This is a genomic window from Pseudomonas sp. PD9R (genome assembly GCF_019200975.1).
GTDB lineage: Bacteria > Pseudomonadota > Gammaproteobacteria > Pseudomonadales > Pseudomonadaceae > Aquipseudomonas.
Window position 1 is genome coordinate 454,024 of the sequence record NZ_JAHTMR010000003.1, and the last position, 26,251, is coordinate 480,274.

Genomic DNA, 26,251 nt, shown 5'->3' on the forward strand with positions numbered 1-26,251 from the left:
CGAGCTGTCGAAGCAGCTCTTGCTGGCGATTGTGGCAGCTCTGAACGTTCTCTGGATCAATCAGGTGCCGCTAAAGCATGCGGGTCGTCGCTCCATGAAATGCGCCACGCCTTCCTTGAAGTCACCACTCTGGATGCTCAGGAACATCTCACGGTTGGCCTGGGCGATGGACTCGGAGAGTGTCTGGAAGGGCGATTCCCCCAACTGTTGTTTAATGACACGTACAGAGCGTGGCGAGACGTTGACAGCCACGTCCTCGGCGTATTTCAGGGTCTGTACCAGCAAGGTGTCGGCCGGAAACAGGCGTTCAACCAGCCCCATGCTCAGCGCTTCCTGCGCCGAAACCTTGCGTGACGAGAGCAACAAGTCTGCGGCGTGTCCCGGCCCGACAATGCGCGGCAACAGCCAGGCGATGCCGTGTTCGGCGATCAACCCGCGTTTGGCGAAGGCGGTGGAAAACACGGCGGTTTCACTGGCAAACCGCATGTCGCTATACAGGGCCAGCACCAGGCCCAAGCCTGCTGCAGCGCCGTTGATTGCGCTGATGATCGGTTTACGGACACCGGGGAAGTACGAGTAACGGCTTTGGTAGTCGCTACGACGGTTCATGTCATAGGGCCGCATCCAGGCCATTTCACTGATGTCGTCGGGTGGCAGCACCTCAAGTTCATCGATGTCCATGCCAGCGCAAAAAGCACGACCATTGCCAGTCAGTACGATGACGCGAACGCTGTCGTCGCGATCCAGTTGAGCGAATGCTTCGCGCAGCTCTGCCTCCATCACCTTGGTCAGTGCATTCATTTTTTCGGGACGCATCAGGGTCACGACAGCAACGTGCTCTTGAGCGCCAAAACGGCTGAGTTCGATTTGACTGAAATTCATGATTTTTCCTTCGTACTGGCGACTGGCATCTGAATGGCACGCAGCTCGACAAACTCTTCGATACCGTAGGTCCCGCCTTCACGACCTAGGCCTGAATCACCGAAGCCACCGAAGGGGGCTGCCGGGTTGTAGGGCGCACCATTGACGTCGATCTGACCCGCGCGCAATTGAAGGGCAAGGCTCAAGGCGTGATCGGTATTGGCGGCCCACACCGCACCGGCCAGGCCATACGCCGTGCCGTTGGCGATCTCGACTGCCTGCTGTTCAGTTTCGTAAGTGATAAGGCTGAGTACAGGGCCGAACACTTCCTGCTGCGCCAGCGCCGATTGCGGCGTAACGCGCCCGAAAACAGTTGGCGCGATGTAGTACCCGGTCTCCGGCACGGGCGCTTGGCTGCCGCCGGCAATCAGGTCAAACCCCCGGGACTCACTATCGACAATCACGGCGTGAACACGGTCGCGATGTGCTGCGGACACCAATGGCCCCATGCGCGTGGTCGGGTCCATGGGATCGCCCAGTGTCAGGCGTGCCACGGCCTCGGCCAGCAAGGTGCGATAGGTGTCATACAGGGCCACCGGGACGACCAGGCGAGTCAGTGAGTTGCACGATTGACCCGAGTTCAGAAAGCATGAGCCGACCACCTGGCGCACGACGTTTTCGGCAGGGGCATCCGCTGTCGCAATGCAGGCAGATTTGCCACCCAATTCCAATGCGACCCGCTTCAGAGCCTGGCCTGCCGAGGCGGCGATGCGCCGGCCGACGGCGGTGGACCCCGTGAACGACAGCAAGGCGACGTCAGGATGTTCGACCAGCGCCTGGCCGGTCGCCGCATCGCCCAAGACAATGTTCAGCACACCTGCGGGCAAGCCAGCTGCCAATGCGGCTTCACCCAGTACGCGGGAGGCGCAAGGGGCAAGTTCCGACGGCTTGAGGACCACAGTGCAACCGGCGACGAGAGCCGCGGCGACCTTGCCGGTGATCTGGTGCAGGGGATAGTTCCACGGGGTAATCGCACCGACGACGCCCACCGGGACATGGGTGATGGTGGAGTTGCCGACTCGGGTGTCCGCCAGACAATCGACTGCCAGGTCAGCGGTCGAGCGCCAGGCCAGAATGGGCGCCTGCACCTGGATGCGCTGCGACAGCTTGAACGGCATTCCGACCTCGGCGGCGATCCCCTTCGCGAGTGACTCAACATGTTCTTCCAGTTGATCGGCGATGCCACGCACGAAGTCGGCTCTTGTGCTCACAGGCAACGCTGACCATGACGCAAAAGCATTTTTTGCCGCCTGAACGGCGAGGTCGATTTCTTCGGATGTGCCGTGGGCGACCAGGGCCAGCTCGGCTTCGCTCGAAGAGTCATTGACGCGGGTGTTGTCGGCGGATTGCGCCTGAGTCCAGAGCCCGTTGATCAGGTGGTGTTGATAGGCAGTCATGGTGTATTTCCTTTGCGTGCACGCGCGTCGAGAAACGCGCTCATCAAGGTCTGCGGCTCACCGCTGGCATAGCATTCGAGCTGGGCGCGAATGCCGGCGGTGCAGGCGTCGTCGAAACCGGGTTGAGTCAACGCCCGAAAGCGCTGTTTGGACAGGCGGATGGCCGTCGCCGGGAGCTGGGCCAGCGAGCGGGCACGGGCGAAGGCCGCACCAAGCACATCTGAGGCATGCAGCTCGGTGACTAGCCCAATCTCATGGGCACGCTCGCCACCGATGAGTTCGCCGGACAACGACAGTTGGGCGTTGTGGGTGAGGGCGACGTGCAAGGACAGCAGGTAAGAGCCCACTACGCTCGCCAGGCCCGCTTTCACTTCAGGCTGGCCAATACGGGCATCCGCTGAGGCAATGCGCCAATCGGCACACAGCGCCAGTTGCATGCCTGCCCCGGCAGCGACGCCGTTGATGGCAACCACGCAGGGTTTGTCCAGGTCGCGCACGGCTTGGTACATAGCGCGTTGCGCGTTCAACCAGGGGGCAATCTGCTGCCAGTCCACTGCACTGGCCTCTTCCAGATCCTGGCCGGCACAAAACGCCTTGCCACCGGCCCCCGTCAGTACGACTGCTTTGACAGCCGGGTCCTCATTGAGCTGTGCCAGCGCGGCGATCAATGCGCTGCGCAGGTCCTGATTCACCGCGTTCAGATTGGCTGGACGATTGAGGGTGACGAGCGCCACGTGATCCTCAATGTCAACCAGCACGCTGGGTTGTTGACCGATATGACCGATGCTCATGGTGCCTCCCGATATTCGATAACCGCGTCGACAGCGACCACGCCGTCGGCCATGACCATGACCGGGTTAATGTCGACGCTCAGCAGGTTTGCTTGGTGTTGCAGGGCAAAATCACCCAGGGCCACGGCCGCTCGGGCCAGTGCGTTGGCATCGAGGGACGGTTGACCGCGTGCACCTTTGAGCACCGGGGCAATGCGCAGTCGATCGATCGTTTGCAGCGCTTGCGCCTCGGTGAACGGAGCGAGCAGTGACACGGTGTCATTGCGAATCTCCACCAGGGTTCCGCCTTCACCGATGACCACCAACGGGCCGAACAGTGGGTCGACAACGACACCGAGCATGAACTCATGCAGTCCCTTGACCGAGCGGGCCACGACCAATCGGCCATGGGGGACACCCAGTTTGTCCAGGGCACTCAGGCAAAGCCGCGCAGCGCCCTGAACGGCTCGCGGATCAGCGAGATTGAGATGAACCAGGCCGTGTTCACTCTTGTGGGGAATCTGCGCGGCGCACCCCTTGACGACGATGCGATCGCCGAATTCAGCGGCGATCCGGGCCGCGCTATCGGCATCATGGCAAACCCGATGTTCGACGACCGGTACCCCGGCACCTGCCAGCAGAGCGAGGCTGTCTGCCTCGTCAAGCAGGCCGGCGTACGAAGTCACCACTGCGGAACTGGGTGCGGCGAGTGTCGAACCTTGCCATTGGCAATGTCGGGCATACTGACGAAGCGCCGATATTGCTTCGCTTTCATTGCGAAAGCACGGAACCCCGGCTTGCTGAAACTGCGCCCGGACATCCGCTTGAGGCGCGGTCATCACAACGGGTTTGCCAATATGGTGCATGAATCGCGCGGTGATCTGAGCCAGTCCCGGCACGTCGTAGCCGGGGCCTGCGACCGGGATGCCGATGAGGAACATGTCGGCCTGTGGGTCTTGGCCCAGTACGTCGAGAACGGCAGGAAACATCCCGCCATTGCCGAGCAGGGCGGCTGTAAGGTCCAGCGGATTGGCAGCGCTGGCGAAGTCTGGGATCAGGCCTTTCAGCCGTTCCAGGGTAGGCATTGCCAACTCAGTCAGCGGCAGCCCGACGCGCTCGGCGGCATCGGCGCAGAGCACACCGACGGCACCACTGTGACTCATCACCACCGTTCGCCCGGCACGCGGAGCAAAGCCGCCGAGATATAGCGGGGCGGCGTTGATCAATTCGTGAATGTCGTGGGCACGCCAGATGCCATGCTTGTCGAGAAACCCATCGAGAGCGCCATCCTGGCCCACCATGGCCCCGGTATGGGATGCCGCGGCGGCAGCCCCCTTGTGACTGACCCCACCTTTGAGCAACACGATGCGACAGCCGTTTTGACGAGCAATCTGTGCTGCCTCGGCGAGTAGGTGCGGGTTTGAAAGCGTTTCCACATACACCAGAATCAGGCGGATATGCGGGTCTTCCACCAACACCCGTGTCAGCTCCGATACACCCAGGTCGGCATCGTTGCCGGTGGCTGCCAGGTAGCGAACGCCATAACCCTGTTCACGCAGTAACGCATAAGGCATGACGCTCGCCGCACCGCTTTGGCTGACAATGGCGATGGGGCCATCGGCGGGCGCCACTTCCATGAACATGGTGCTGAAATTCAGCACCGCGCCGTTGGCGAAATTGGCAATCCCTTGAGCATTGGGGCCGATCAGGCGCATGCCGTGATGGCGCGCAAAGTCCACCAGTTCATTTTGCAATTGCCGGCCGCTTGCGCCTGTTTCGGCAAATCCTGACGCCATGACCACTGCCGTCTTCACCCCCAGCAGGGCGCACGCCTTGATTGCTTCAACCGCCGCCAGGCCCGAGACCGCAATGATTGCAACGTCGGGAACACTATCGAGCGCTGCCAGATCGCAATAGCAACGCAGACCTTGAACAGACTCGCGCTTGGGGTTGATCGGCAGGATCGTGCCGGTGTAGCCGAACTTGAGCATGTAGTGAATGGGCCGTCCGCCGACTTTGTTGGCGTCATCGGATGCGCCAATAATGGCGACGCTGGACGGGTCGAACAGCGATAACGCTGCCGCAATGATTTTATTGTTATGGGCCATGGGGGACTCTTGGTGGCTTCAGGTCTGAGCCGAGTCTAGGGAGGGACTGCCCCATCTGGAAGTGTCATAACAGCGATATCAGATACATCAAAAAGTGATGGTTTACTGCCCGGCAGTCGTTTATGTTCCAAGCCCGGTGAGCAGGCAGCGAGGACAAAGTCGATGAATCTGAAACAACTGCAGAGCGTGCTGCTGATGGACGAGCTCGGCTCCATTTCGCGAACAGCGGTAGCGCTGGGTACCGCTCAATCACTGGTCAGTCGGCAACTGGCGCAACTGGAGGCCGAGTGGGGCGATCAGCTATTCGTGCGCACTGGTCGCGGTCTGGTCGTCTCGGATTTCGGGCGGCTTGTGCTGCCGGAGATTCGTTTGCTGCTCGGTCAAGCCGAACGCCTGGAAACCCTGGTCAGGGAGTCGTCGGGCGTACCGGCAGGCACAGTGCACATCGGTGTGCTGCCGTCGATGTCCAGAAGGTTGCTGCCCATGCTTTTCACCGCGCTGCAAACCCATGCCCCCGGCGTACGCCTGCATGTGATTGAAGGCTTCAGCGGTGATCTTGATGAACAACTGGCAGCCGGTGCGCTGGACCTGATTGTCGTTAACCGATACGGCATCTCCAACGCCCGTGACGAAGAAACCCTCGGGGTCGTTGATACCTATCTGGTGGGTAAATCCGGAAGCCTGCCAAAGTTTGAGCAATCGATTGATTTTGCTGCGTTGCTGGAGTTTCCGCTGATCCTGCCCTCGCGCCCCAACGGATTGCGGACCACGCTGGACCAGTTGGCGCGTAAACATCAGGTCTCGTTGAACGTGGCGATTGAGGTCGACACGCTTAACGCAATGAAGGATGTGGCGATGACAGGAGGGGCATTCACCATCCTTCCTTTACTGGCGGTGCAGGACGATGTCGAGCGCGGGTTGCTTGATGCCATACGAATCAGTAAACCGGAGATCAAACGGACGATTGCGTTAGCGTTTACCCACCAGCATCCGCTTTCGAAGGCGGCCAGAGTCGTAGGCGTGCATGTCCGTGAGTTGTGCAAATCACTGCTCGAGTAGACAAGCGGCGGATCGACCTATGGCGTCTGCCCATATCCATTCAGGGCACCTGGTTTATCACTGCAAATTCCGCATACGTATAGTGCTTGCCCCATTGCGCGACCACAAATAAACCCTCTGAGTTGAATACAGGTATTCAGGTCAATGACGCCGGTCAGTAACCGCTCAAGGAGGGACTATGAACGACACAGCCATTCCCGAAGGTTTTACCCCGTTTACCCGCAGCAGTCCGCTGCTTGATTTGCTTGGCCCGATCTACGCGCGGGGCAATGGGCTGCAATTAGAACTGGGATTATTGACTGACTCACGACACGCCAATGGCCGCGGCACCTTGCATGGCGGTGTATTGGCGACATTGGCGGATGTGGGTATGGGTTACGCCATGGCATTTTCCAGCGACCCTCCGCAGCCATTGATAACGGCGAGCATGACCCTGGATTATCTCGGCGCAGTGCAAATCAATGAGTGGTTGGAGGTGCGTCTTGAGTATTCCAAAAAAGGACGTCAACTGGCGTTTGCCGCTGTCAGCTTGCATGTCGGTGAGCGAACAGTTGCACGCGCCAGTGCGGTGTTCGCTGTGCCACCGGGTTGAAAACGTATGTTCGTCGAGGCGGTAGCAGTCACTCGTCAAAGCGCCCTGATACTCTGCGGGTGAGTATTATCGCATCGCGTTTAATGACTGCTTCAGCCGACCCGTCACCCGAATCAAACCGGGGTGGACCTCAACTCGTGCACCAGATCAATCAGTGCGCGCAATCGCGCCGGCACGAAGCGATGACCTGAGTTGTAAAGCGTCAACCCGCCAAACGTCGGGCACCACGGCATCAGCACCGGCACCAGGGCGCCGCTTGCAAGTTCTTCCTGGATGAACCACTCGGAAATGAAACCAATGCCAAGGCCCAACAACACGGCCTGTTTGATGGCCAGCAACTCGTTGAACGCCAGGCGTACCGGCAGCTCCATCTGCAACTTCTGGCCGTCGAATTCCAGTTCCCAATGGTAGAGGCCGCCGTGCGCCATGCGCATGCCGATGCTTTGGTGGGTGAGCAAGTCTCGCGGGTGCTCGGGCACGCCATGGCGTTCTAGATACTCGGGCGTTGCCACCACGAGCATGCGGATGTCACCGGACAACGCCACCGCAATCATGTCTTGCGGTACGGACTCTGCCAGGCGAATCCCGGCGTCGAAGCCCCCGGCGACGATGTCGACCATGCTTGATTCGCTGACGATATCGATGCGCACTTCGGGATAGCGCTCAGCGTACTGTTTGAACAGCGGATCCAGCAGCAGGTAGGCCGCACCATGCGGTGCATTGATGCGCAATGTGCCGCTGGGTAAGTCAGGGCCGACGCTGGCCTCTTCGCCGGCACTTTTGATTTGCGCCAATGCAGGGGCAATGCGCTCCACATAGCGTTGCCCGATGTCGGTGAGGGCGACGCTGCGCGTAGAGCGATTGAACAGACGCACTTTCAAACGAGCTTCCAGACCGGCCACCGCGCTGCTGACGGCAGTGGTGGACATTCCCAATTCCTGTGCCGCGCCACGAAAACTGGTGCGGCGCGCAACCGCAAGAACCACTTCCAGTTCGGTCATTCCTGTTTTGTGCATGGATTGTCCTGAAATTGAGGATGCTTCATTAGCCAAAGGATAGCTTATCGGAACAAACCATCCTTCTTAGACTTGGCTTCACAGCGGCTCGAGGCGAGTCATTTGAATGAGGGTTTTCCATGCAGCGCATTGAACACATCTACATCAACGGCGAGTTCGTCGTTCCGCACGGTCAGCAATGGTTCGACCTCCATAACCCGAGCACCGAGGAAGTCATCGGTCAGGTTCGGTTGGGCGATGCACTGGACGCGCAGCGTGCCGTTGCGGCCGCCAAGGCTGCGTTCCCGGCCTGGGCTCGTACCAATCGCGAAGAGCGCATTGCGGCACTGCAACGCATGCACCGGGCCATAGCGGCAAGGGAGGAAGAACTGCAGGAAGCCATCCTCGTGGAATACGGCGCGCCTGCGGTTCGCGGGCGCTGGATGGCGACTTATCCAGCCGATGTGATTGCACAAGCGATCGATGCACTGGAAGCGTTCGATTTCGAGGAACAGGTCGGCATCGCCAGGGTCATTCTGACGCCCGTGGGCGTTACCGGTTTGATCACGCCCTGGAACAGCAATGCAGGCTTCATTTGCAACAAGCTGGCCACCGCGCTGGCGGCAGGCTGCACTGCCGTCATCAAGCCCAGCGAGATGAGCGCGCTGCAGACGCAAGTCGTGGTCAGGGCATTGCACGAAGCGGGACTGCCACCGGGTGTATTCAATATCGTCAATGGGCGGGGCGATGTGGTGGGCGAAGAAATCGCCCGTCATCCCGACGTTGCCAAGATCTCGTTCACGGGTTCGTCCGCTGTCGGTCAGCATCTGGTCAGAACCAGCGCCGACACCATGAAGCGCGTGACGCTCGAACTGGGCGGCAAGTCGCCCACCGTGGTGCTGGATGATGCGGATTTCCAGGCGGTCATGCCGTTGGTGCTACAGGCCGGGTTTCTCAACAGCGGCCAGGCCTGCATTGCAGGCACTCGCATCCTTGTGCCGCGCAGCCGGTTGGCAGAGTTCGAGAAAGTGGCGAAGGAGGGCGTCTCACAGATTCAATCGGGCGATCCGCGCAACGCTGACACCGACATCGGCCCAATGGTGAGCCAGAAACAATGGGAGCGGGTGCAGGGATATATCCGTATCGGTCAGAAAGAAGGTGCCAGGTTGCTGGCAGGTGGCGAAGGTCGCCCGGAAGGTCTGCACGCCGGATGGTTCGTGAAGCCCACAATCTTTACTGATGCGAACAACCAAATGCGCATCGCACGTGAGGAAATCTTTGGCCCCGTGCTGACCATCATCCCCTACGAGGATGATGCTGATGCGATCAGCATTGCCAACGACACGGACTATGGACTGAGCGCCCTGGTGCTCGGAAAGAGCCCCGAACGCTGCGTGAATATCGCCCGTCAGATCGATTCGGGACGTGTGCTCATCAACACCCTGGCCCACGAACCGCGTGCGCCCTTCGGTGGGTTCAAGCATTCAGGCCTCGGGCGCGAAATGGGCAAGTGGGGAATGAGCGCGTATCTGGAACCAAAGACTTTGGTCACGAATCACTCGATGAAATGACGTGGCTGGGAACCTGTCAGGGTGCAACGGGTGGATAGCATCGGAAGCAGGGCTACATCGTTCCCGGTGTAGCATGCAATCTCCCTTACGCGAAACCTGTACTCCCAAGGAGAAGCGGCTTTGGATTTCATTACTCAGAACCGCACACTGCGCTCTGGCCTCAAACTGCTTTTAGCCCTGTGTGCGATGAGCCTGCTGGGTTGTTCACAGAGTGACGAGGCAGGGCAATGCATGGCAGCGGTGCAGGTGCCCGGCCGGCAGGCAGTCATCATTGGTATCGACGGGTTGCGCACCGACGCGGTTAACCCGTCACTGACCCCTTTCCTGTTCCAGTTGGCAGCGTCTCAGGGTTTGGCTTGGGGGAGAGTCGATGTCAGCAATGGCCGCACGCAACAGACCTATTCCGCACCTGGCTGGGTCAGTGTGCTCACCGCAAGCTGGGCAAGCAAACATGGCATTGTTGATAACAGCAGTGCAGGCCCAATCAAAACCCAAACGGTGTTTGAGCGGCTTCAGAGCAGCAAGCCCGACAGCCACAGCTTTTTTGTAACGTCCTGGAGGCCACTGTACGACTTGGTTCAGGGGCGGTTAGGGGATTTGCCAAAAACAGGCCATGCGGCGTTTTTTCGTCGCGACGATGCAGCGGTCGAACAGGAGGTTCTGACCAGCTGGCGAGCATGTCAGCCCGATCTGGCCTTCATTCATCTCGATGCTGTAGATCAAGCGGGGCATCATGGTTCTTTCGACCCGTCTGACCCAGGCTACGCCGCCGCCGTGCAAGAAACAGACTCCCGTATTCGTCGTCTGTGGGAGAAGGCATTCGCCTTGCCATCCGCCCAGGGAGCAATGCCTCAGCGTTTGATTATTTTTGCCAGCGATCACGGTGGCATCGGCAATACCCACGGTCGCTATTCAGAAACTGAGCGCTGGGCGCCGTTTTTGGCAATATCGCCGACTGGATATCCTCCAGCGCAGATCAAAGACTTGGTTGATATCGGCCAGGCTGCTCTGAACTTCGTTCAATGAGGGCGAGACATTCACGTTGTCTAGTTGCTAGACGACCCTTAGCGGACATTGACTTCTACAGGCTTAATCCCATGTCTTCAGTTTCCTGGCGGCCGTTCCGAGCAGCCAATTCAATCGCGACCTGAGCAAACACGGCTAGGCGCGGGTACTCCGATATAGTCGACTCTATTGCCTACCGTATTTCCCGGAGCCTCTATTAAGTGTCTGACTTGCCGAGCAACGCCGCCTACACAAAACGCTTCGACCTGGTACTCGCCTATATCGATGCCAATCTCGAAGGTGACTTGTCGGTGAACACGTTGAGCCAGATCGCGCACTTTTCGGCGTTTCACTTTCATCGACAGTTCAGCGCGTTCGTGGGCGTACCGGTTGCACGCTATGTACAACTGATGCGACTACGACGCGCGGCGCATAGTTTGTCTTCCCTCGCGGATTATTCGGTGCTGGACGCCGCTTTCGGGGCGGGTTTCGAAAGCCCCGAAGCATTTTCCAGGGCGTTCAGGCGAGCGTTCGGTATGACGCCGAGTGCATTCAGGAAGCAACCGAATTGGCAGGTCTGGAGTGCGGTCTTCACCATCCCTCATTTTTCCAGGAACATCATTATGCAGATACGCATTGTGGAATTTCTCGAAGTCAGGGTTGCAGCATTAGAGCATCGCGGAGCGCCAGGGCTCATCAATGAGAGCGTGCGTAAGTTTATCGAGTGGCGCATGCAGAGCGGACAATCGCCGGTGGCATCTAGTCGCAGCTTTGGTATTCCTTTCGGCAACCCCGATACGACCCCGGCGGATGAGTTCCGTTTTGCAATCTGCGGCGAGATTCACGAGGCGGTGGCGGCGAATGAGTTCGGCGTAACTGAGAGGATGATCCCTGGCGGGCGTTGCGTTGTGGTGCGTCACGTGGGTTCGACGGATCACATCGGCGAATCGATCTATCCGATCTATCGTGACTGGCTGCCTACCAGCGGCGAGGAGCTGCGAGATCAGCCGCTGTTCTTCGATTATCTGAGCATTTCCCCCGAGACACCTCAGGATCAATGGCAAACCGATATTTATGTACCTTTGCAATAGCGGACAGATCGCTGCTGGTTTGTAACGATCGTCGTTGAGTTCATCGTTGTAAGCTGCCTCTGGCCAAGGGGCAGCTATTGGCCGGTGTCTGCCTGTCTCGAAGTGCATCAGTCGACCCAAAGCTGACCATCGCTTTGCGCCCCTGCCGTCAACCAATGATGATAGTGCCGATGGCAATCACCGCGCATGCCAGTACCTTTCGGACAGTCAGTGTCTCGCCCAGGAAAAAATATCCGATCAATGCCGCGAACAACACGCTGGTTTCGCGCAATGCCGATACCGCTCCCATTGGCGCGACGGACATAGCGTAGATGACGATTCCATAGGCCAGAAGTGAAACCAGTCCTCCGATGAAGGCCATCATGAAGCCGGGTCGAAAGGTCAATAAACTCTTGGCGTCGCGCACACCGATGTACACCAACGGCATCAAGACGCCCCACAAGGCACACATCCAGACCGTGTAGGCCATCGGGGCCCCGGACAGGCGAACACCAATGCCATCTGTCACGCTATAAGCCGCAATGAAACAGCCGGTTCCCAAGGCATAGGGCAGGCTGGGAACGGCGAGCTTGCGCCCCCTGAAGGCCAGCGAAATGATCCCGCCTGACACCAGTAAAATGCCAAACATCGCGACTGCCCCGACCGTTTCCCTGGCAAAAACCGACGCGGCGAGGGTGATCAGGATAGGCGAGGAGCCCCGTGAGATAGGATAAGTTTGTCCAAGGTCCCCAACCTTGTAACTGCGCACCAGGAACAAGTTGTAGCCAACGTGCAGGACCGCCGAAAGCACTGCGTAGAACCAGCTGGCTTTGGCCGGTGCCTCCAAAAACAAGGCCATGGCGACACTGACGATCGCGACCGCCACGCACATGATCGTCATCGACCAAAGTCTGTCGGCCCCCCCACGCAACGCGGCATTCCAGCTGGCATGCAAAAGTGCAGCGAAAAGTATGAGCAAGATGATGTGATAAGGCATGCGCCATCCTAAGCAATTGGGCACCTTGACGAAAGCGAAGTCCTCTCATCACTTAATGAGTAAATCCTCATGCTTCATCAATATTCTATTTCGGCCTTCTTCGATTCGGCCATTAGCCAATTGCGAAAGCTGACGACTGCGGTCGACCCAAAGCGGGCGCTCAATTGGCGAGCTCCGGGAGTCGATATACTTCATTTGGGGGACATGCCACCGCTGCCCGCTCGAAGCGCCAGTAACCGACGACATGCCACTTGCCAAGCTTGAAGCCTACTTCGGGAAAGGTACCGATGTGTTTGAAGCCCAGGCATTCGTGCAATCCGACGCTCCCGGCGTTTGGCAGGGAAATTCCGGCGTAGGCCGAGTGAAAACCCTGGCGGGCGAGGATGGGCAGCAGCGCTGCGTAGAGGTTGCGACCATGGCCGTGTCTGTAACGATGGGGGCGTAGATGGCCTGGATTTGCGGCGCGACCTCGGGCGTTGCGATTCTGATTTCAATGGACATGACGACCTCAAATTGAACGCTGATTGACACGATCCATCAGTTGTTCGGCAGTTTCCTTGCGCTCCGAGTAGCGATCTACCAGAAACGCCTGGCGGTCACGCAGCAGCACGGTGAACTTCACCAGCTCTTCCATCACGTCGACGACGCGGTCGTAAAACGGCGACGGTTTCATCCGGCCGGTGTCATCGAACTCCATATAGGCTTTGGGCACTGAGGATTGGTTGGGGATGGTGAACATGCGCATCCAGCGTCCCAACACCCGCAGTTGATTGACCACGTTGAACGACTGGGATCCTCCGCAGACCTGCATCACTGCCAGTGTTTTGCCTTGGGTCGGGCGAACTGCGCCCAGCTCCAGAGGCATCCAGTCGATCTGCGCCTTGAACACGGCCGACATCGAACCATGCCGCTCTGGCGAGCACCAGACCTGGCCTTCCGACCACAGCACCAGATCGCGCAACTCTTGCACTTTTGGATGCTCAACCGGGACATCGTCGGGCAGTGGCAAACCCGACGGATTGAAAATACGTGCCTCGGCACCGAAGTGCTCCAGCAAGCGTGCGGCTTCCTCTACCAACAGTCGGCTAAAGGAGCGTTGGCGGGTCGATCCGTATAACAACAGGATGCGCGGTTTGTGGTTGTCCAGAGTTGACGCGTGTAGGTCTTCGAACAGGCTTGGATCGAGGTTGGGCAGGTGCTCTGACATAAGTGCTCCTTAGAGAGTGCCGATTCGATCAAGCTCACGCTTGAGCTGATCGCGGTTGAGTCGGGCGAGGGGAAGTTCGAGGAAGGCTTGGCAGCGTTGCTGGATAGTCGTCAACGTCGAGCGGAAGGCAGCGTCGATCAACGCCTCGTCACCGATCACGTAGGACGGATCTGCCAGACCCCAATGGGATTTCAGCGCCGGGCCGAAGTACACCGGACAGGTTTCGCCGGCTGCCTTGTCGCAAACCGTGATGACGATGTCTGGCGGGTTACTTGCGAAAGCGTCATTGCCTTTGCTGTGCAAGCCGTCAGTCGAGATGCCGGCCTGCTCTAATGTCGAAAGGCTGCGCGGCAATACTTGGCCCTTGGGGAAACTGCCGGCACTCACCGCCTCGAATCCTGCCGGGGCCAGGTGATTGAACATCGCTTCGGAGAGGATGCTGCGGCAGCTGTTGGCCGTGCACATGAACAGGACTCGCATGGGATGCTCCTTCCGCTTCAGGCGGACATCAAAGGTTCAGGCGCAGGATCAGCGCCGCGTCGTCATTGGCAAACACCGCAGACACTGCCGCGCCCAGCAGTACGCAGAACGCGAACAACCGGTAGCGGCTGCCCTTGGCCCAGCGCACCGACCGTAGCACTCCAACCAACGCCGAGGCCCTTGGGTTGCCAGATGACGAGAACGAGGGTGAAAGCGAAAACAGCAACAGCGACAAGCATTGAAAACTCACTCGGATTCAGCAGCACGCAGCTTCGCGGACGGGGCGTCCATCCATGTTTTGCAGGCGCGAAGCGTTGTCCTTGAGCCAATTGACGTTGGCCTGTGACGTCACTTGCAGGATCTCGTGAACCCAATCGGGCAGATCTGGATTTAGGCGGTAATAGACCCACTGGCCCTGACGGCGATCCAGCAACAGGCCGCTGCTGCGCAGTTGGGCGAGGTGACGGCTGATCTTCGGCTGGCTGTCGTCGAGCGCACACATCAGCTCGCAGACGCACAGCTCACCTTGATCGGCAATCAGCAGGGTGGCGCGGACGCGGGTCTCGTCAGACAGGCTCTTGAAGACCTCGGGGGGAGTAATCATATCGCGCTCTTAACATGTGAATAATCGAATATACGGATATCCATATGTTTTGAGCAAGACGTAAATTCAATGACCATCGGCTTATGCCGATTGCGGCCTGTAGCGAAGGGCTGAAACCGACCCATAGCTCACTGTTGTCTGGGCGAACGTTGACCGGACTGGCATTCCTTACAGGAATGCATTGTATAAATTTAATGAATTTTTATTATCGTCGTTTATGACCTAAGTTGATTCAAGGACATGGAGAACCGCCTTGAAATCTTTACCACTCGACTCAGCTGAAAAGTTTGATAACACACGGGCCAATGAGTACGGACGACAGAGCCGTATCGCATTGGCAGGTTATGACGCCTGTCAGGACTTGGCGGCGTGCATGCTCGCGGCAAGCCTCGGCAATATGGGCTCGGCAAAAATTCTGGTCGTCGGCGCTGGCGGTACGGCGCAGGAGATCATTGCGATGGCCAGGCTTGAGCCGGGCTGGCGCTACACCGCCGTTGATCCATCTGGGCCGATGCTTGAAACCGCGAAACAGCAGTTAGCCGTAAACAACGTGCTGGAAAAAACGGACCTGCATCTTGGGCACGTAGAAGACTTGGCAGCGGAAGCGTTCTACGACGCCGCCACTTTGATCGGTGTACTCCATCATCTCGATGGGGATGATGCCAAAGGACAAATTTTACGATCCATTCGGGCTCGTCTGAAACCGGGGGCACCGCTGATTGTCGCAGGCAATCAATATGCCTATGCCAGCCAGCCGTTACTCCTCGCTGCCTGGGGGCAACGCTGGCGGCAGCACGGAGCCAGCCCGGATGAAGTTAAAGTCAAACTTGGGAAAATTCTTCAAGGCGCTGACCCTCCACATTCTGAGGCGGCGGTTCAAAAGCTTTTGCATGACGCGGGTTTCGGAGACGCTACCCGCTTTTTCAGCAGCTTGTTCTGGGGTGCTTGGTTGACGTGTAAAACAGTCTGAGCAGAGATATGAAAGGCACCGATTGGTCGATGTCGGCCTGTCGCCACAGTCAGCTTTGGGTCGACTGATTCGCTTCGAGATAGGCAGACACCGACCCAAAGCGGTCGCTAAGCCGAGCAACGGTACGCGAGCGAGCCCTATATCTCCTGTCAGTAGTGCTAAAAAAGCCTGGTGATTTCATTCAAGATCCGATCTTGGAATTGAGTGCTTGGCCTGTGGCGATAAGCCACCGCGAAAAAAGCAACTCCTTCGTAGTCACAGCGAATCGAAAAAGTCATACCTTCACGCAACCCAAAGACTGATCTGTCTCCTGCTTCAACAAAATATCTCGCTTTTGTAAGAGCCGCTCTGGCGTGCTCCAGGCAGTCAGTTTGGCTAAGTGAGTGTTGTAACCAACTAGTAGTGACACGCACAGACGACGTCTCACTGTCATCGATAGGTGGTCGATTAATGTCTTTAGTAGATGCGGCAGTGTTCTCGTCGCTGGTGCAACCGATCAGTCCCATTGAGATAACACCCAGTAAAATCCCAATACGAACTCTCGAATACTTAAGTGGTTTTCGCATCGTGGGGCGGTCCTGTGACGATCTGCAATGAAATGGCAATTACTAACGTAATAGCGGATTTCTGATCTTTTGCTACCTATGTTCTGTCGTTGCGATGAGAACCGACAGGATAGACCGTCTACTCTTGGCCGTTTTCTGCCCGTCGAAGGGCAGTAGACGACCCTTTGCTGCCGCTCGCGCTTTAGCTACCTAGGTCTGCTTCGCAGCGGTAGCCGTCATTTAGCTTCGCTGTTTCGGAAAGCAGCTGTGGGTCGAAATGACTCATGTTTGATTGGTACAAGCGGGCGAGGGGCGAATACTCTGAAACACTGATTCCTTGAATATCAGTTTGACCTCAATGCGAGATGAAGGGGGCGAGATGCCATCTAATGAAAGTATGACAATCAATTTGCAACGGCTCGAACCGAGCCAAACGCTAGGAGCTCTGCCGGAAGGCCAGGTTCATATGTACGCTGTCCGTCACGAAAGCGCACGGCGCTGGGTAGACCTCAGTCTTCATCTCTCCGACCTCGAGGTCACTCTCAGTTGGCTTGAACTTCTCGTTCACAAGCACACTCAGCGAACGCCAGAAGCAGATGCCTTGTGGACGGCAGCGCTCACCATGTTTTTCAAGTGTTTCAAACGCAGCGCAAGTCGGAGCAAGCTTGATGTAGCACTGATCCTCGCGAACGAGCCAGAGGAAGGTCGCGCACAGTTTGCGGTTCTCCAGTCATTGAGGGATAAGACGGTTGTGCATGATGAAAATGCGTACACGCAAGGCGCCGTGCTGGTGCCAATTGCCAACCCCGATGGACCAGTGGCAAAGGTAGGCCCACCAGTTGTGACTCTCTTTAAGGCATCAACGCTCGATGATGGGCACATCAGCAATCTACGGCTACTTACCTTGGCATCAATCACTTACGTGAGTTCTGCAATTGCAGCTGCTTCAGCAGAAGTGGAGGCTTACATGTGTTCGGCTTCACGTGCCGATCTTGTGGCTGCTGGTCCGTACCTCTATACATCACCTTCCGTAGAAACTGTAAGCAGGCGCAGGAGCGATTGATCAAAAAAACTAGTCAAAAACGACTGGAGCGTAGCCGTTTTCTGTCCGTCACCATTGGCAGGCCCGGGGCCCCACAAGGTAGGCATTGTCTGGCCGGCATCAGGCGGCAGGGCATTTTGATCTGACGTACAGTGTCCCGCTATGACGTAGTCGAACAGGAACAACCGATGTCACAACGCCGCTCAACCTGGATTGCCCTGTTGGTGGCCGTCACGTTCTTTATGGAGAACCTCGACGCCACAGTGATCGCTACCGCGCTGCCTGACATGGCCAGGACGTTTGGTGTCGCGGCGGTCGACCTGAACATTGGTATGAGCGCCTACATGCTTGCCGTTGCGGTGTTCATCCCGATCAGCGGATGGTTGGCCGACCGGGTCGGTTCACGTTTGGTGTTCAGTTCCGCGATTGTGCTGTTCAGCCTGTCTTCATTGATGTGCGGGTTGAGTGAAAGCCTGGATACCTTCGTCGCCGCGCGCGTGCTGCAGGGAATCAGCGGAGCGATGATGGTGCCGGTGGGGCGCCTGGCGGTGCTTCGTACCACCGAGAAGAAAGACCTGGTGCGGGCGATTTCATTTATCACCTGGCCCGGTCTGGTGGCGCCAGTACTGGGGCCTCCGGTGGGCGGCTTCATCGTCACCCACGCTGCGTGGCCGTGGATTTTCTTTCTCAACCTGCCTTTGGGCGTGCTGGCGTTGATTGCCGCGCTGGCATTGATTCCAAAACGGGACGACGCCAGCTCCAGAGCGTTCGATTTCAGTGGTTTTCTGCTGGTCGGCATCGCCAGCGCCGCGTTGTTGTTTGGCGTGGAGATGCTCGGGCAAAGCCGTGCCAATCTGTTACAGGGGCTGGTGCTGAGTGGTGCCGGCGTGGTTCTCGGTGTGTTTGCCTGGCGACATATGCGCCGGCATGCGCAACCCTTGTTGGCGCTGGGTGTAACCGGTATTCGTACCTTCAGCGTCTGCCTGTGCGGCGGCTCGATGTTCCGCATCGCTATCAGCACTTTGCCGTTCCTCTTGCCGCTGATGTTTCAACTGGCCTTTGGTCTCTCTGCATTCGATTCTGGGCTGCTGGTACTGGCGGTATTTGCCGGCAATCTGGCCATGAAACCTTTCACCACCGGGGTGATGCAGCGTTGGGGATTTCGTCCGGTGCTGATGGTCAACGGCGTCCTTGGCGTACTGGCGATCGCGGCTTGCGCGCTGCTGGATGAGCGCATGAGCCCGGCGCTGATTGTGTTCATCCTGTTCGTCGGTGGCTTGTCACGCTCCATGCAGTTCACCGTGTTCAATACGCTGGCCTTTGCCGAGATCCCCAAGGCGCAGATGAGTGACGCTTCAACGCTGTTCAGTATGTTCTTCCAATTGAGCATGGCGATGGGCGTGGCCATCGGCGCATTGCTGCTACGTCTTGCGATGAACGTCCGTGGCACTTCAGGGCACGCCGAGACTGTCGACTTTCAGCTGGCATTCCTGTGTGTGGCGGCGATCGCAGGCGTCGCCTTGCTGGACAACCTGCGCCTGCCGCCACAGGCGGGTGAGTCGGTGTTGCAGCGTGAACGCGTCAAGGATTAGTCGACGCCTTACGAAGCGATATGTGACCATTCACGTCACTGGCCGCACACGCGTTACATCCAGCCGAAAGTGAGCATTGTCGTTGATGCGAAGATTTTGCCAAGGTCTGTGCCCTGATCGAGCAGATGCGCGCCCTGGATGAGAAGCGTTGAGCCGGATGTCCGAATACTTGCGCAAGAACATTGCCGATCCCGATCTCAGCCTGATCAAGGTGGCGGCCGCAACTTACCTGGCACCGACCTATTTGACGCACTGGTTGCGCAAGGAAATCGGCAAGACCTTCACTGAACCGGTACTCGAACGCCGGATGCACGCGGCGCGCAATTACCTGCTCAATGGCACGCGATCAGTGGGGGAGGTGGCAAGGTTGTGCGGTTTCGCTGACGAGGCATACTTCTCACGACGCTTCCGTCAGATCCGTGGCCAGCCACCCGGACAGTTCAGGCGCCGGCAACTCAACCCCGACACGCCACAATCACCTTCCAGCACGTGATCGTCTCCACTCGACGCTTCCAGAAGGTGTGAATTTTTTGATGTGGCCGTTCATGGAACGGCCACTTTTCGTTAAAGAGGCTTTAGGGCATTCAGCAAGCTTGCGGCGTTTCTCCCCGTGCCAGGCGGGCATTGATGTCTTCGATAACTGCCGGCAAATCGACGATGGTGTCGATCAGGTAGTGGGGACGGGAGCCTTCGAACATCTTGCTGATTCGCGCCCGCTCTTCGACCAATTTGTCGGAGGGCAGGGCTTTGAATTGATCGTAGGTCAAGCCCAGCGCGTTGCCGGAACAGGTCAGCGCGACCGTCCACATCCCGGCACTGCGCCCCTCGAGAATACCGGGCCAGGTGTCGTCGACCTTCACGCAAGCGGCGACGTCGCTGATCCCAAGGGCAATCACGTTGGCCAATGCCTGGGCCGGATGCGGCCGTCCATTGGGAACCTCGTCGGTGGCGACTACGTGATCGGCGACGTAGCCATTGCGTCGTGCAAGTTCAACGACTTTTTCCATGACGACGGCCGGGTAGCCGGAACATGAACCAATTTTCAGACCCTTGTCGCGCAGTGTGTCGATAGCGTTCAGTGCACCGGGAATCAGGGCCGAGTGCAAGGCGATCTTTTCGATTTGCAGGGGCATGAACCGTTCATAAAGGGCGGTGACATCGTCATCGGTCGGCAAACGATCAAACACCGCACAATAACGTTCGGCGATCTGCGGTTGGTTGCATAAAGTGCGGATGTGATCCCACTTGCCCATGCCCATCGGGCCCCGGGCTTCCTCCAGTGAGACAGCGACGCCAAACTCGGCGAATGCCTCGACGAAAATCTGCGTAGGGGCGAAGGAGCCGAAATCAACGACGGTGCCGGCCCAGTCCAGAACCACGGCTTGCAGGTGATCGGGTTGTTGATAGTTCATGTTGATTCTCCATTTTTGGATATGAGCAGGCCGTCCCTCCTGGCGTCAGGAAGTAAGCCTGTTGATCGTTTGAACGCGTTAAGGAATCAGATTGCCGGTATGGGGCTTGAGTCGAACAACTCCGCGATCATCGGCCTGTTTCTGCGGATACCTAGGCAGCACAGGTGGTAGTCGATCGAGAATGGATGATTGACGAAGGTGATCGGCTTGGTGCCGGGCGTTTCGGCGTATTCGACGGCAGAAACAAAACCGATGCCGATGCCCTTGGCGATCGCGTGAACGATGGCTTCACGACTGTTCAACTGCATGACGCAGTTCAGTCCGACACCGAGTTGCTTGCAGTTTTCCTCCACCAGTTGGCGAGTGCGTGAACTTTTCTCGCGCAGGACCCATTTTTCGCTGCTGATTTGCTCGACGTGCACCTCCTTTTGCTGGGCCCAAGGGTGGTCGTCGCGCACCACGGCAATAATCGGGTAGCGGCGGTATAGCTGAGTATCAAAGCGCTGATCAAACTCGGAGAGCGCAAGAATCGCCACATCGATATCGAAGTTGAAGAGGCGATCCAGCGTCTCTTTTTCAGGAGAGAACGACGTTTCCAGTTCGATATCCGGATGCTGCTGCATCAACTCATAAGTCAGGTTCATCGCAATCGGAGGCGAGACTGCACCCAGGCGCAGCATCCCCGTTTTGCGCTGCTTGAAACTTTGCAGAAGTTGCACGGCTTCATCCTCTTGGCCGAACAGGCCTTGGGTGATCGCGTAAAGTTTGTGACCTGCCGAACTCATCTCGATAAAGCGCCCGCGACGATGGAACAGCTCCACGCAAAACTTCTTTTCCAACGCGTTGACCTGCTCACTGACCGTCGGCTGGCCGACGCTCAGGTACTCGGCGGCGAGGGTAAAACTGCCAGTCTTCGCCACCGCATGAAAGGAACGTAACCACTTGTGGTACTGGTACATGAAAAGATCCTGTTCCTGAGTCGTCGCCTGTCATTCAAGCATCGATGTCGAGCCATCAGCGCCGGATGAACAGCGCGACCGTGGCGCTGCAAAGGCAGGCCGTGGTGACCACGATAAAGATCAAAGAGGTATTGCCCGTACTGTCGAGCATACTGCCGATCAGCGGTTCCGCCAGGCCAGCGAACAGATAGGACGAGAAGTTCATCACTCCCGTTGCCGTGCCGGCTCGTTTGGCTCCGACCAGATCCGGGCACAGCGCCCAGAAACTGGATGCAGGGCCGTATACGAAGAAACCGCACAGAAACAACGCCACCAGGCCCGTCGCGCTATGGGGTGCAAGACTCCACATCCACAGACTGGTACCTGCGCCAAGGACCATGTACAGCATGATCGCCAGGTAGCGTTTGGAGCCGAACAGTTTGTCCGATATCCAGCCATTGCTGAGGGCGCCGATGGCCATGCCAACCGGAAGGGCCACGGTGATCCACTTCGGATCGATCATGCTGTCGCCACTCTTCCAGTCGGCCCCCAGAAAGTGCACCGGCACCCAGACGATCAAGCCATAGCGAGCCGCGTTCTGAAACCCCAGCGATACGGCTGCGATGATCAGGCGGTAGTTCTTCAGAACGGCTTTGTAGCGTTGCGCAGAAGTTTCGACTTCTCCGTGTGCTACCTCGTGGTTTTTGTCCTCGGCATTGGCCACGCCAGTGTCGGCGAGGGGGTCGAAGCCAAGGTCCTGCGGACGTTCACGAGCCACCAGGTAGAAGATGATGCCGCCGGCCAGCATCAGCAGCACTGGCAAACGGAAGATCCAGCGCCACTCCAGTTGCAGCACTTCGAGCACAACGATCGAGGTCACATAAGAAAGGACAGAGGCGCAACCCGCGGCGAACACGTAAAAGCCATACACCTTGCCGCGCTCACCGGCGCTCCACCAATTGGAAATCAGTCGACTGCCCGGTGCCCAACCCAATGCCTGGAAGTATCCATTGATTCCCCAAGGCAGGATCAGAGCAGCAAAACTACCGGCGAAGCTCGTCACCCAGTTGGCGCCGCAGGACAGCACGGCACCCAGGGTCATGATGCGTCGACCACCGAACTTGTCGGCGAGGTTGCCGTTGATGGCCTGGCCAATGGCGTAGGCCCAGAGCATGGCGGCCGATGCCCAACCAAGGTGCTCCTTGGTAAAGCCGAACTCGGCCTGGATGCCCGGAATGGCGAAACCGAACGTCTGCCGGCCGGTGTAGAAAAACAAATAACAGAACATGGCGGCCAGCAACATGCGCCACTGGGCGACTCGAAACGAGCTGGTGGCTACAGCGAGACCTGGGATGGTTTGGGCACGATTCATGATCTTTTCCTTTTTTATTGTTCGTTCCCTTCGAGGCATGTCGAAGAGTGCACCCTTTGAGGGGGCAACAGGAAATCGTCGCGGCTCGTTACGCCGCAGGCAGTGCTTGGGGTAGTACAGGTTCTACGCGGCTTTCGAACCGATGAAGTTTTTGCCTCGGGCACCTTGCATGGCGAAATGGATCATCTCCTCGGCTTGCTTTTGCGTGAGCCCGTAATCGGCAAATTCCGTTTTCACATCGAGGCTGTGCAGGAACTCACGCAACTGACCCTGGGCCTTGTGCAGGTCGTTACCGAAGATTCGCTGAAGCGTTCGGTCGCGCGCCTCGTCATGGCCCCAGGCAAGTCCCAGAACCAACGGCAGGGTGAAGGAGCAGGCGATACCGTGGGGCAGGCCATAGTGCAGGGTCATTTCGTAGGAGATGGAATGGGCCAGTGCGGTTTTGGTGTTGGAGAACGCTAACCCGGCCTTAAGTGCGGCCAATGCCATGCGCGAGCGCAGTTCCTGGTTGGACAGGTCACGACGCAGTAGGGGCAGGCATTCCAGGATGTCCGCAATAGCGGATATCGCGAAGGTGTCGGAAATCGGGTTGGCATTAATGTTCCATACCGACTCGAGCGCATGGGAGAGGGCATCCAGGCCGGTGGAGACAGTGACGCTGTCCGGCACCGTCAGCATCAACTGCGGATCGATGATGGCAACTTTGGGCCAGGTGCAGTCCAGGTGCAGGGAGTATTTCTTGTGGCTGGCAGCATCCCAGATCGTCGCCCAGGGTGTGACTTCGCTGCCGGTACCCGCCGTGGTCGGTGCCGCGATCAGCAATTTGCTGCGCGCCGGGACGAATGGCTTGGCGCTTGCCAACAACGCTAGCAGTTCATCGAACCGACCCGATTCCGTGCCCACGATCAACGCCTTGGCGGTATCAATAGCGCTGCCTCCGCCCACGGCGATGACTGCGTGGCATTCGCCGGCTTCCTGCCAGAAGCGCTCATAAGTCCCGCGCAGTTGGGCAACGTCCGGGTTGGGTTGGACATCCTCGATCACATAAACCAGGCGGTCACCGAGCAAGTCCTGGATGCGATCCACCAAGCCCAAAGCGCGCGCTTCGGGAAAGGTGACAAGGGCCACTTTCTGGTTTTCGGTGATGGCGGCAAGTGCTTGCAGGCTGCCCCAGCCGTAACGTGTATCAACTGGGTTGTGAAATCGGGCGGTCATGGCGGGTCCTTTTTTTTGTTTTTGGAAGTGGCCCCATGCTCGCGGTCTATCCACAGCAGCACAAATCGATAATTCCTGGGTTTGAATCGGCTGGGCCGATAATGCAAGACGTGGATGACAACTACCCCCGGCGTTTCATCCCCGTTGGTATTGCAAGAAAACCAACGACGGCCACCGCCAGCAATGATGGCTGCCAAGGCTAGCCTTGACGTGCCTGAGCGATGAAATTAGAAGGCGAGTTTTCATCCAGACAGGTGACTTTTTTCCGATTCAACAGGCTCGGAGGGTTGATGCGTGATGGGCCTTCCACAGAATAAATAGTAGGAGGGCCTCGCATAAGTCGGCTCGACATTAGGCTTTGAGAGAGTCGAAGCACAATTTAGTAAGGTTACTGATGCCGGCCACAAGTCGATTGCCTGCCAGGTGTTGCTGACCGATATCCATCGGCTGCTACCGGGGCATTATGGAGAGGCGCCCAACCCCGGCCGGGCGCCATTCGACTCAGCCAGTGTGGTGACTCTCGGCAAGGCCATAGACAGATGTGTCGATGCCTTCAAAGCGTGCTTTTAACTGCAACGCCAGATACAGCGAATAATGCCGTGACTGATGCAGGTTGCCACCGTGGAACCAGAGATTGTCCTGCTGCGTTGGCTTCCACATGTTTCGCAATTCTCCCTCGTACGGGCCAGGGTCATTGGTGGTTCCAGAACCCAGGCCCCAGCAGCGGCCGACCTTGTCAGCTACTTCCTGGGAAATCAGCTTCGCCGCCCAACCATTCATTGAACCGTAGCCCGTGGCGTAGACGATCAGGTCGGCGGGTAGCCGGCTGCCATCGTTAAGTACGACGGCATCGGCTTCGATGCGCTCGACACCCAGGCCGGGTGCGCTCTTGAGCTTGATGGTGCCGTTAGCGATCAGTTCGGACGCACCAACGTCGATGTAGTAACCAGAACCACGTCGTACGTACTTCATGAAAAGTCCAGACTCGTCGTCACCGAAATCGAGCATGAAACCAGCCTTGGCCAAGCGCTCATAGAAGTCCTTGTCACGCTCTTTGATCGCTTCAAACACGGGTTGATGAAAGCTTGGCAGTACCTTGTAGGGAATCGAGGCGAACAACATGTCGGCCTTGTCCGTAGACAAACCCGACTCCACGGCATCTTCTGAATAGAGCCCGCCGAAGACCAGATCCATCAGACTGTCAGACCGCACGATGTGGGTGCTGGACCGTTGCACCATGGTCACCTCGGCACCGTTCTCCACCAGGTCGGCGCAGATATCGTGTGCCGAATTGTTCGCACCGATAACCACTGCACGCTTGCCGCTCCAGGCGTCTCCGCCGGGATGGCGACTGGAATGATGTTGCTGGCCCTTGAAAGCCTCGGCGCCCGGATAAACCGGAACATTCGGCACGCCTGACATGCCGGTGGCGAGGATCAGTTGGGTAGGCTGCAAGGTCACGCGCTGACCATCGCGTTGCACTTCAACGCGCCAGGTGCCGCTTTGCTCATCGAAATTGGCGCTCACGCATTCTGTGCGCGGCCAATAATTGAGCTCCATGACTTTGGTGTACATTTCGAGCCAGTCGCCAATCTGGTCTTTTGGGGTGAATACGGGCCAGTGATCGGGGAAGGGCAGGTAAGGCATATGGTCGTACCAGACAGGGTCGTGCAGGCACAGCGACTTGTAGCGACCCCGCCACTGATCGCCAGGACGCTCGGCCTTGTCGACGATCAGGGTTGGCACACCCATTCGCTTGAGCCGCGCAGCGAGCCCGAGCCCACCCTGACCGCCGCCTACGATCAGGCAGTAAGGTTGGGTGGTAAGACCCAGTGACGCTTCTTCATCGCGGCGGCGTTCCAGCCAGTTGCGTTTGTCGGCGTGGGCGTGACCGTGACTGGCACCCATCGGACGGCGGCGACCGCTCGGTTCTTCAAAGCCTTTGAGCTCGCGCATCGTTGTCAGCAACGTCCAGCACAGGCCGTCCTTCAGACGCACGTAGCCTTTACCCCGCGCCGTGTCGGTTTCCAGGCTGATTCAGGGCGAGTCTGGTCGAGACGAGTTTCGAGCAAATTCCGGACGGCAGGCTTACCTTCCAGGGTCACCAGGTTCCAGCTGAAAAGTAGCAAATCACGCCAGTAACATTCATCGGCAAACAGTTCGAGTACACCGTCCACATCACGTTGGACGAGTCGCTCGCCGAGGTTTTCAACCCAGGCCGTGAGCTGAGCAGTTGGCGTTTGCAGAGATGTTTCGACAGGAATGTTCATGGGGCTTCTCCCGATCTTGTTGTTTTTTGTGACAACTTGCCCTAGAGCAAGGCTCGGGCCATCTTGGTGAGAGCCCTGTTGCAGAGCGGTTGCTGTAGTGCCGAACAGGTTTTGAATCG

General features: G+C 57.9%; 21 protein-coding genes and 4 pseudogenes. 9 read left to right on the forward strand and 16 right to left on the reverse strand.

All coding sequences use genetic code 11. The annotated features are described in order from the left end of the window. Positions 1 to 60: 60 nt before the first annotated feature. From KUF73_RS09620 to KUF73_RS09635, 4 genes are read right to left on the reverse strand one after another with little or no spacing between them, the layout of a single operon-like run. On the reverse strand, positions 61 to 882 hold the full coding sequence (locus KUF73_RS09620) for an enoyl-CoA hydratase (RefSeq protein WP_218437802.1): 822 nt from the start codon (positions 880 to 882) through the stop codon (positions 61 to 63). Beyond that, a complete protein-coding gene (locus tag KUF73_RS09625) occupies positions 879 to 2,318 on the reverse strand; it encodes an aldehyde dehydrogenase family protein (RefSeq protein WP_218437803.1) in 1,440 nt (479 codons plus the stop codon). Before KUF73_RS09625 ends, KUF73_RS09620 begins: the two co-directional genes overlap by 4 nt. Continuing rightward, positions 2,315 to 3,109: an enoyl-CoA hydratase/isomerase family protein gene (locus KUF73_RS09630; protein ID WP_218437804.1), complete on the reverse strand. Its 795-nt coding sequence runs from the start codon at positions 3,107 to 3,109 to the stop codon at positions 2,315 to 2,317. Before KUF73_RS09630 ends, KUF73_RS09625 begins: the two co-directional genes overlap by 4 nt. Beyond that, positions 3,106 to 5,196, reverse strand: coding sequence for an acetate--CoA ligase family protein (locus KUF73_RS09635; RefSeq protein WP_218437805.1), 2,091 nt, complete (start codon positions 5,194 to 5,196; stop codon positions 3,106 to 3,108). The genes KUF73_RS09630 and KUF73_RS09635 overlap by 4 nt, the downstream gene beginning before the upstream one ends. Before the next feature lie 162 nt (positions 5,197 to 5,358). Between KUF73_RS09635 and KUF73_RS09640 the strand changes: the two genes are divergently transcribed. Then, positions 5,359 to 6,255, forward strand: a complete 897-nt coding sequence (locus tag KUF73_RS09640; RefSeq protein ID WP_218437806.1) for a LysR family transcriptional regulator — start codon at positions 5,359 to 5,361, stop codon at positions 6,253 to 6,255. A gap of 178 nt (positions 6,256 to 6,433) precedes the next feature. Further along, positions 6,434 to 6,847, forward strand: coding sequence for a PaaI family thioesterase (locus tag KUF73_RS09645; RefSeq protein WP_218437807.1), 414 nt, complete (start codon positions 6,434 to 6,436; stop codon positions 6,845 to 6,847). A gap of 113 nt (positions 6,848 to 6,960) precedes the next feature. Here KUF73_RS09645 and KUF73_RS09650 read toward each other — a convergent pair whose 3' ends face one another. After that, positions 6,961 to 7,863, reverse strand: coding sequence for a LysR family transcriptional regulator (locus KUF73_RS09650; protein WP_256345531.1), 903 nt, complete (start codon positions 7,861 to 7,863; stop codon positions 6,961 to 6,963). A 119-nt stretch (positions 7,864 to 7,982) separates the two neighbouring features. On the opposite strand from KUF73_RS09650, the gene KUF73_RS09655 reads away from it, so the two are divergent. From KUF73_RS09655 to KUF73_RS09665, 3 genes are all read left to right on the forward strand, one after another. After that, positions 7,983 to 9,413, forward strand: a complete 1,431-nt coding sequence (locus KUF73_RS09655; RefSeq protein ID WP_218437808.1) for an aldehyde dehydrogenase family protein — start codon at positions 7,983 to 7,985, stop codon at positions 9,411 to 9,413. A gap of 120 nt (positions 9,414 to 9,533) precedes the next feature. Beyond that, a complete protein-coding gene (locus KUF73_RS09660) occupies positions 9,534 to 10,439 on the forward strand; it encodes an alkaline phosphatase family protein (RefSeq protein ID WP_218437809.1) in 906 nt (301 codons plus the stop codon). A gap of 200 nt (positions 10,440 to 10,639) precedes the next feature. After that, the gene (locus KUF73_RS09665; protein WP_218437810.1) at positions 10,640 to 11,509 is read left to right on the forward strand and encodes a GyrI-like domain-containing protein; all 870 of its coding nucleotides are present in this window, start codon (positions 10,640 to 10,642) and stop codon (positions 11,507 to 11,509) included. Between the two features lie 148 nt (positions 11,510 to 11,657). On the opposite strand, the gene KUF73_RS09670 is transcribed toward KUF73_RS09665, so the two are convergent. The 6 genes and pseudogenes from KUF73_RS09670 to KUF73_RS09695 all read right to left on the reverse strand — a co-directional run bounded on the left by KUF73_RS09670 (position 11,658) and on the right by KUF73_RS09695 (position 14,776). After that, a complete protein-coding gene (locus tag KUF73_RS09670) occupies positions 11,658 to 12,485 on the reverse strand; it encodes a DMT family transporter (protein WP_218437811.1) in 828 nt (275 codons plus the stop codon). A gap of 160 nt (positions 12,486 to 12,645) precedes the next feature. Continuing rightward, positions 12,646 to 12,894 (reverse strand): annotated as a pseudogene (locus KUF73_RS09675) (N-acetyltransferase family protein); the annotation flags it as partial. Between the two features lie 99 nt (positions 12,895 to 12,993). Next, positions 12,994 to 13,692 (reverse strand): arsenical resistance protein ArsH, encoded by a 699-nt coding sequence (gene arsH, locus KUF73_RS09680; protein WP_218437812.1) that lies wholly within the window; start codon positions 13,690 to 13,692, stop codon positions 12,994 to 12,996. Positions 13,693 to 13,701: 9 nt separating this feature from the next. Further along, positions 13,702 to 14,172: an arsenate reductase ArsC gene (locus tag KUF73_RS09685; RefSeq protein WP_218437813.1), complete on the reverse strand. Its 471-nt coding sequence runs from the start codon at positions 14,170 to 14,172 to the stop codon at positions 13,702 to 13,704. 43 nt (positions 14,173 to 14,215) lie between these two features. Further along, positions 14,216 to 14,411: pseudogene (locus KUF73_RS09690) on the reverse strand (ArsB/NhaD family transporter); the annotation flags it as partial. Positions 14,412 to 14,428: 17 nt separating this feature from the next. After that, positions 14,429 to 14,776, reverse strand: coding sequence for a metalloregulator ArsR/SmtB family transcription factor (locus KUF73_RS09695; RefSeq protein WP_218437814.1), 348 nt, complete (start codon positions 14,774 to 14,776; stop codon positions 14,429 to 14,431). A gap of 253 nt (positions 14,777 to 15,029) precedes the next feature. On the opposite strand from KUF73_RS09695, the gene KUF73_RS09700 reads away from it, so the two are divergent. The 4 genes and pseudogenes from KUF73_RS09700 to KUF73_RS09715 form a co-directional block, all read left to right on the forward strand. Continuing rightward, positions 15,030 to 15,746: a bifunctional 2-polyprenyl-6-hydroxyphenol methylase/3-demethylubiquinol 3-O-methyltransferase UbiG gene (locus KUF73_RS09700; protein WP_218437815.1), complete on the forward strand. Its 717-nt coding sequence runs from the start codon at positions 15,030 to 15,032 to the stop codon at positions 15,744 to 15,746. A 924-nt stretch (positions 15,747 to 16,670) separates the two neighbouring features. Beyond that, positions 16,671 to 17,354, forward strand: a complete 684-nt coding sequence (locus KUF73_RS09705) for a hypothetical protein (protein WP_218437816.1) — start codon at positions 16,671 to 16,673, stop codon at positions 17,352 to 17,354. Positions 17,355 to 17,521: 167 nt separating this feature from the next. After that, positions 17,522 to 18,925: an MFS transporter gene (locus tag KUF73_RS09710; RefSeq protein WP_218437817.1), complete on the forward strand. Its 1,404-nt coding sequence runs from the start codon at positions 17,522 to 17,524 to the stop codon at positions 18,923 to 18,925. 89 nt (positions 18,926 to 19,014) lie between these two features. Continuing rightward, a pseudogene (locus KUF73_RS09715) lies at positions 19,015 to 19,418 on the forward strand (helix-turn-helix transcriptional regulator); the annotation flags it as partial. Positions 19,419 to 19,509: 91 nt separating this feature from the next. On the opposite strand, the gene phnX reads toward KUF73_RS09715, so the two are convergent. The 5 genes and pseudogenes from phnX to KUF73_RS09740 form a co-directional block, all read right to left on the reverse strand. After that, the gene (gene phnX, locus KUF73_RS09720; RefSeq protein ID WP_218437818.1) at positions 19,510 to 20,337 is read right to left on the reverse strand and encodes a phosphonoacetaldehyde hydrolase; all 828 of its coding nucleotides are present in this window, start codon (positions 20,335 to 20,337) and stop codon (positions 19,510 to 19,512) included. 86 nt (positions 20,338 to 20,423) lie between these two features. Continuing rightward, a complete protein-coding gene (locus tag KUF73_RS09725; RefSeq protein WP_218437819.1) occupies positions 20,424 to 21,296 on the reverse strand; it encodes a LysR substrate-binding domain-containing protein in 873 nt (290 codons plus the stop codon). A gap of 55 nt (positions 21,297 to 21,351) precedes the next feature. Then, entirely contained in the window at positions 21,352 to 22,647 is a 1,296-nt protein-coding gene (locus tag KUF73_RS09730) for an MFS transporter (RefSeq protein WP_218437820.1), read from the reverse strand. A gap of 123 nt (positions 22,648 to 22,770) precedes the next feature. After that, the gene (gene psrA / locus KUF73_RS09735; RefSeq protein ID WP_218437821.1) at positions 22,771 to 23,862 is read right to left on the reverse strand and encodes an iron-containing alcohol dehydrogenase PsrA; all 1,092 of its coding nucleotides are present in this window, start codon (positions 23,860 to 23,862) and stop codon (positions 22,771 to 22,773) included. A gap of 501 nt (positions 23,863 to 24,363) precedes the next feature. Beyond that, positions 24,364 to 26,132 (reverse strand): annotated as a pseudogene (locus KUF73_RS09740) (flavin-containing monooxygenase). Positions 26,133 to 26,251 lie beyond the last annotated feature (119 nt).

Bases quoted from the DNA above. Each gene is read 5' to 3' on its own strand.
- KUF73_RS09620 (WP_218437802.1), bottom strand. From the start codon at position 882: ATGAATTTCAGTCAAATCGAACTCAGCCGTTTTGGCGCTCAAGAGCAC.
- KUF73_RS09625 (WP_218437803.1), bottom strand. From the start codon at position 2,318: ATGACTGCCTATCAACACCACCTGATCAACGGGCTCTGGACTCAGGCG.
- KUF73_RS09630 (WP_218437804.1), bottom strand. From the start codon at position 3,109: ATGAGCATCGGTCATATCGGTCAACAACCCAGCGTGCTGGTTGACATT.
- KUF73_RS09635 (WP_218437805.1), bottom strand. From the start codon at position 5,196: ATGGCCCATAACAATAAAATCATTGCGGCAGCGTTATCGCTGTTCGAC.
- KUF73_RS09640 (WP_218437806.1), top strand. From the start codon at position 5,359: ATGAATCTGAAACAACTGCAGAGCGTGCTGCTGATGGACGAGCTCGGC.
- KUF73_RS09645 (WP_218437807.1), top strand. From the start codon at position 6,434: ATGAACGACACAGCCATTCCCGAAGGTTTTACCCCGTTTACCCGCAGC.
- KUF73_RS09650 (WP_256345531.1), bottom strand. From the start codon at position 7,863: ATGCACAAAACAGGAATGACCGAACTGGAAGTGGTTCTTGCGGTTGCG.
- KUF73_RS09655 (WP_218437808.1), top strand. From the start codon at position 7,983: ATGCAGCGCATTGAACACATCTACATCAACGGCGAGTTCGTCGTTCCG.
- KUF73_RS09670 (WP_218437811.1), bottom strand. From the start codon at position 12,485: ATGCCTTATCACATCATCTTGCTCATACTTTTCGCTGCACTTTTGCAT.
- arsH (WP_218437812.1), bottom strand. From the start codon at position 13,692: ATGTCAGAGCACCTGCCCAACCTCGATCCAAGCCTGTTCGAAGACCTA.
- KUF73_RS09685 (WP_218437813.1), bottom strand. From the start codon at position 14,172: ATGCGAGTCCTGTTCATGTGCACGGCCAACAGCTGCCGCAGCATCCTC.
- KUF73_RS09695 (WP_218437814.1), bottom strand. From the start codon at position 14,776: ATGATTACTCCCCCCGAGGTCTTCAAGAGCCTGTCTGACGAGACCCGC.
- KUF73_RS09705 (WP_218437816.1), top strand. From the start codon at position 16,671: ATGCCATCTAATGAAAGTATGACAATCAATTTGCAACGGCTCGAACCG.
- KUF73_RS09710 (WP_218437817.1), top strand. From the start codon at position 17,522: ATGTCACAACGCCGCTCAACCTGGATTGCCCTGTTGGTGGCCGTCACG.
- phnX (WP_218437818.1), bottom strand. From the start codon at position 20,337: ATGAACTATCAACAACCCGATCACCTGCAAGCCGTGGTTCTGGACTGG.
- KUF73_RS09725 (WP_218437819.1), bottom strand. From the start codon at position 21,296: ATGTACCAGTACCACAAGTGGTTACGTTCCTTTCATGCGGTGGCGAAG.
- KUF73_RS09730 (WP_218437820.1), bottom strand. From the start codon at position 22,647: ATGAATCGTGCCCAAACCATCCCAGGTCTCGCTGTAGCCACCAGCTCG.
- psrA (WP_218437821.1), bottom strand. From the start codon at position 23,862: ATGACCGCCCGATTTCACAACCCAGTTGATACACGTTACGGCTGGGGC.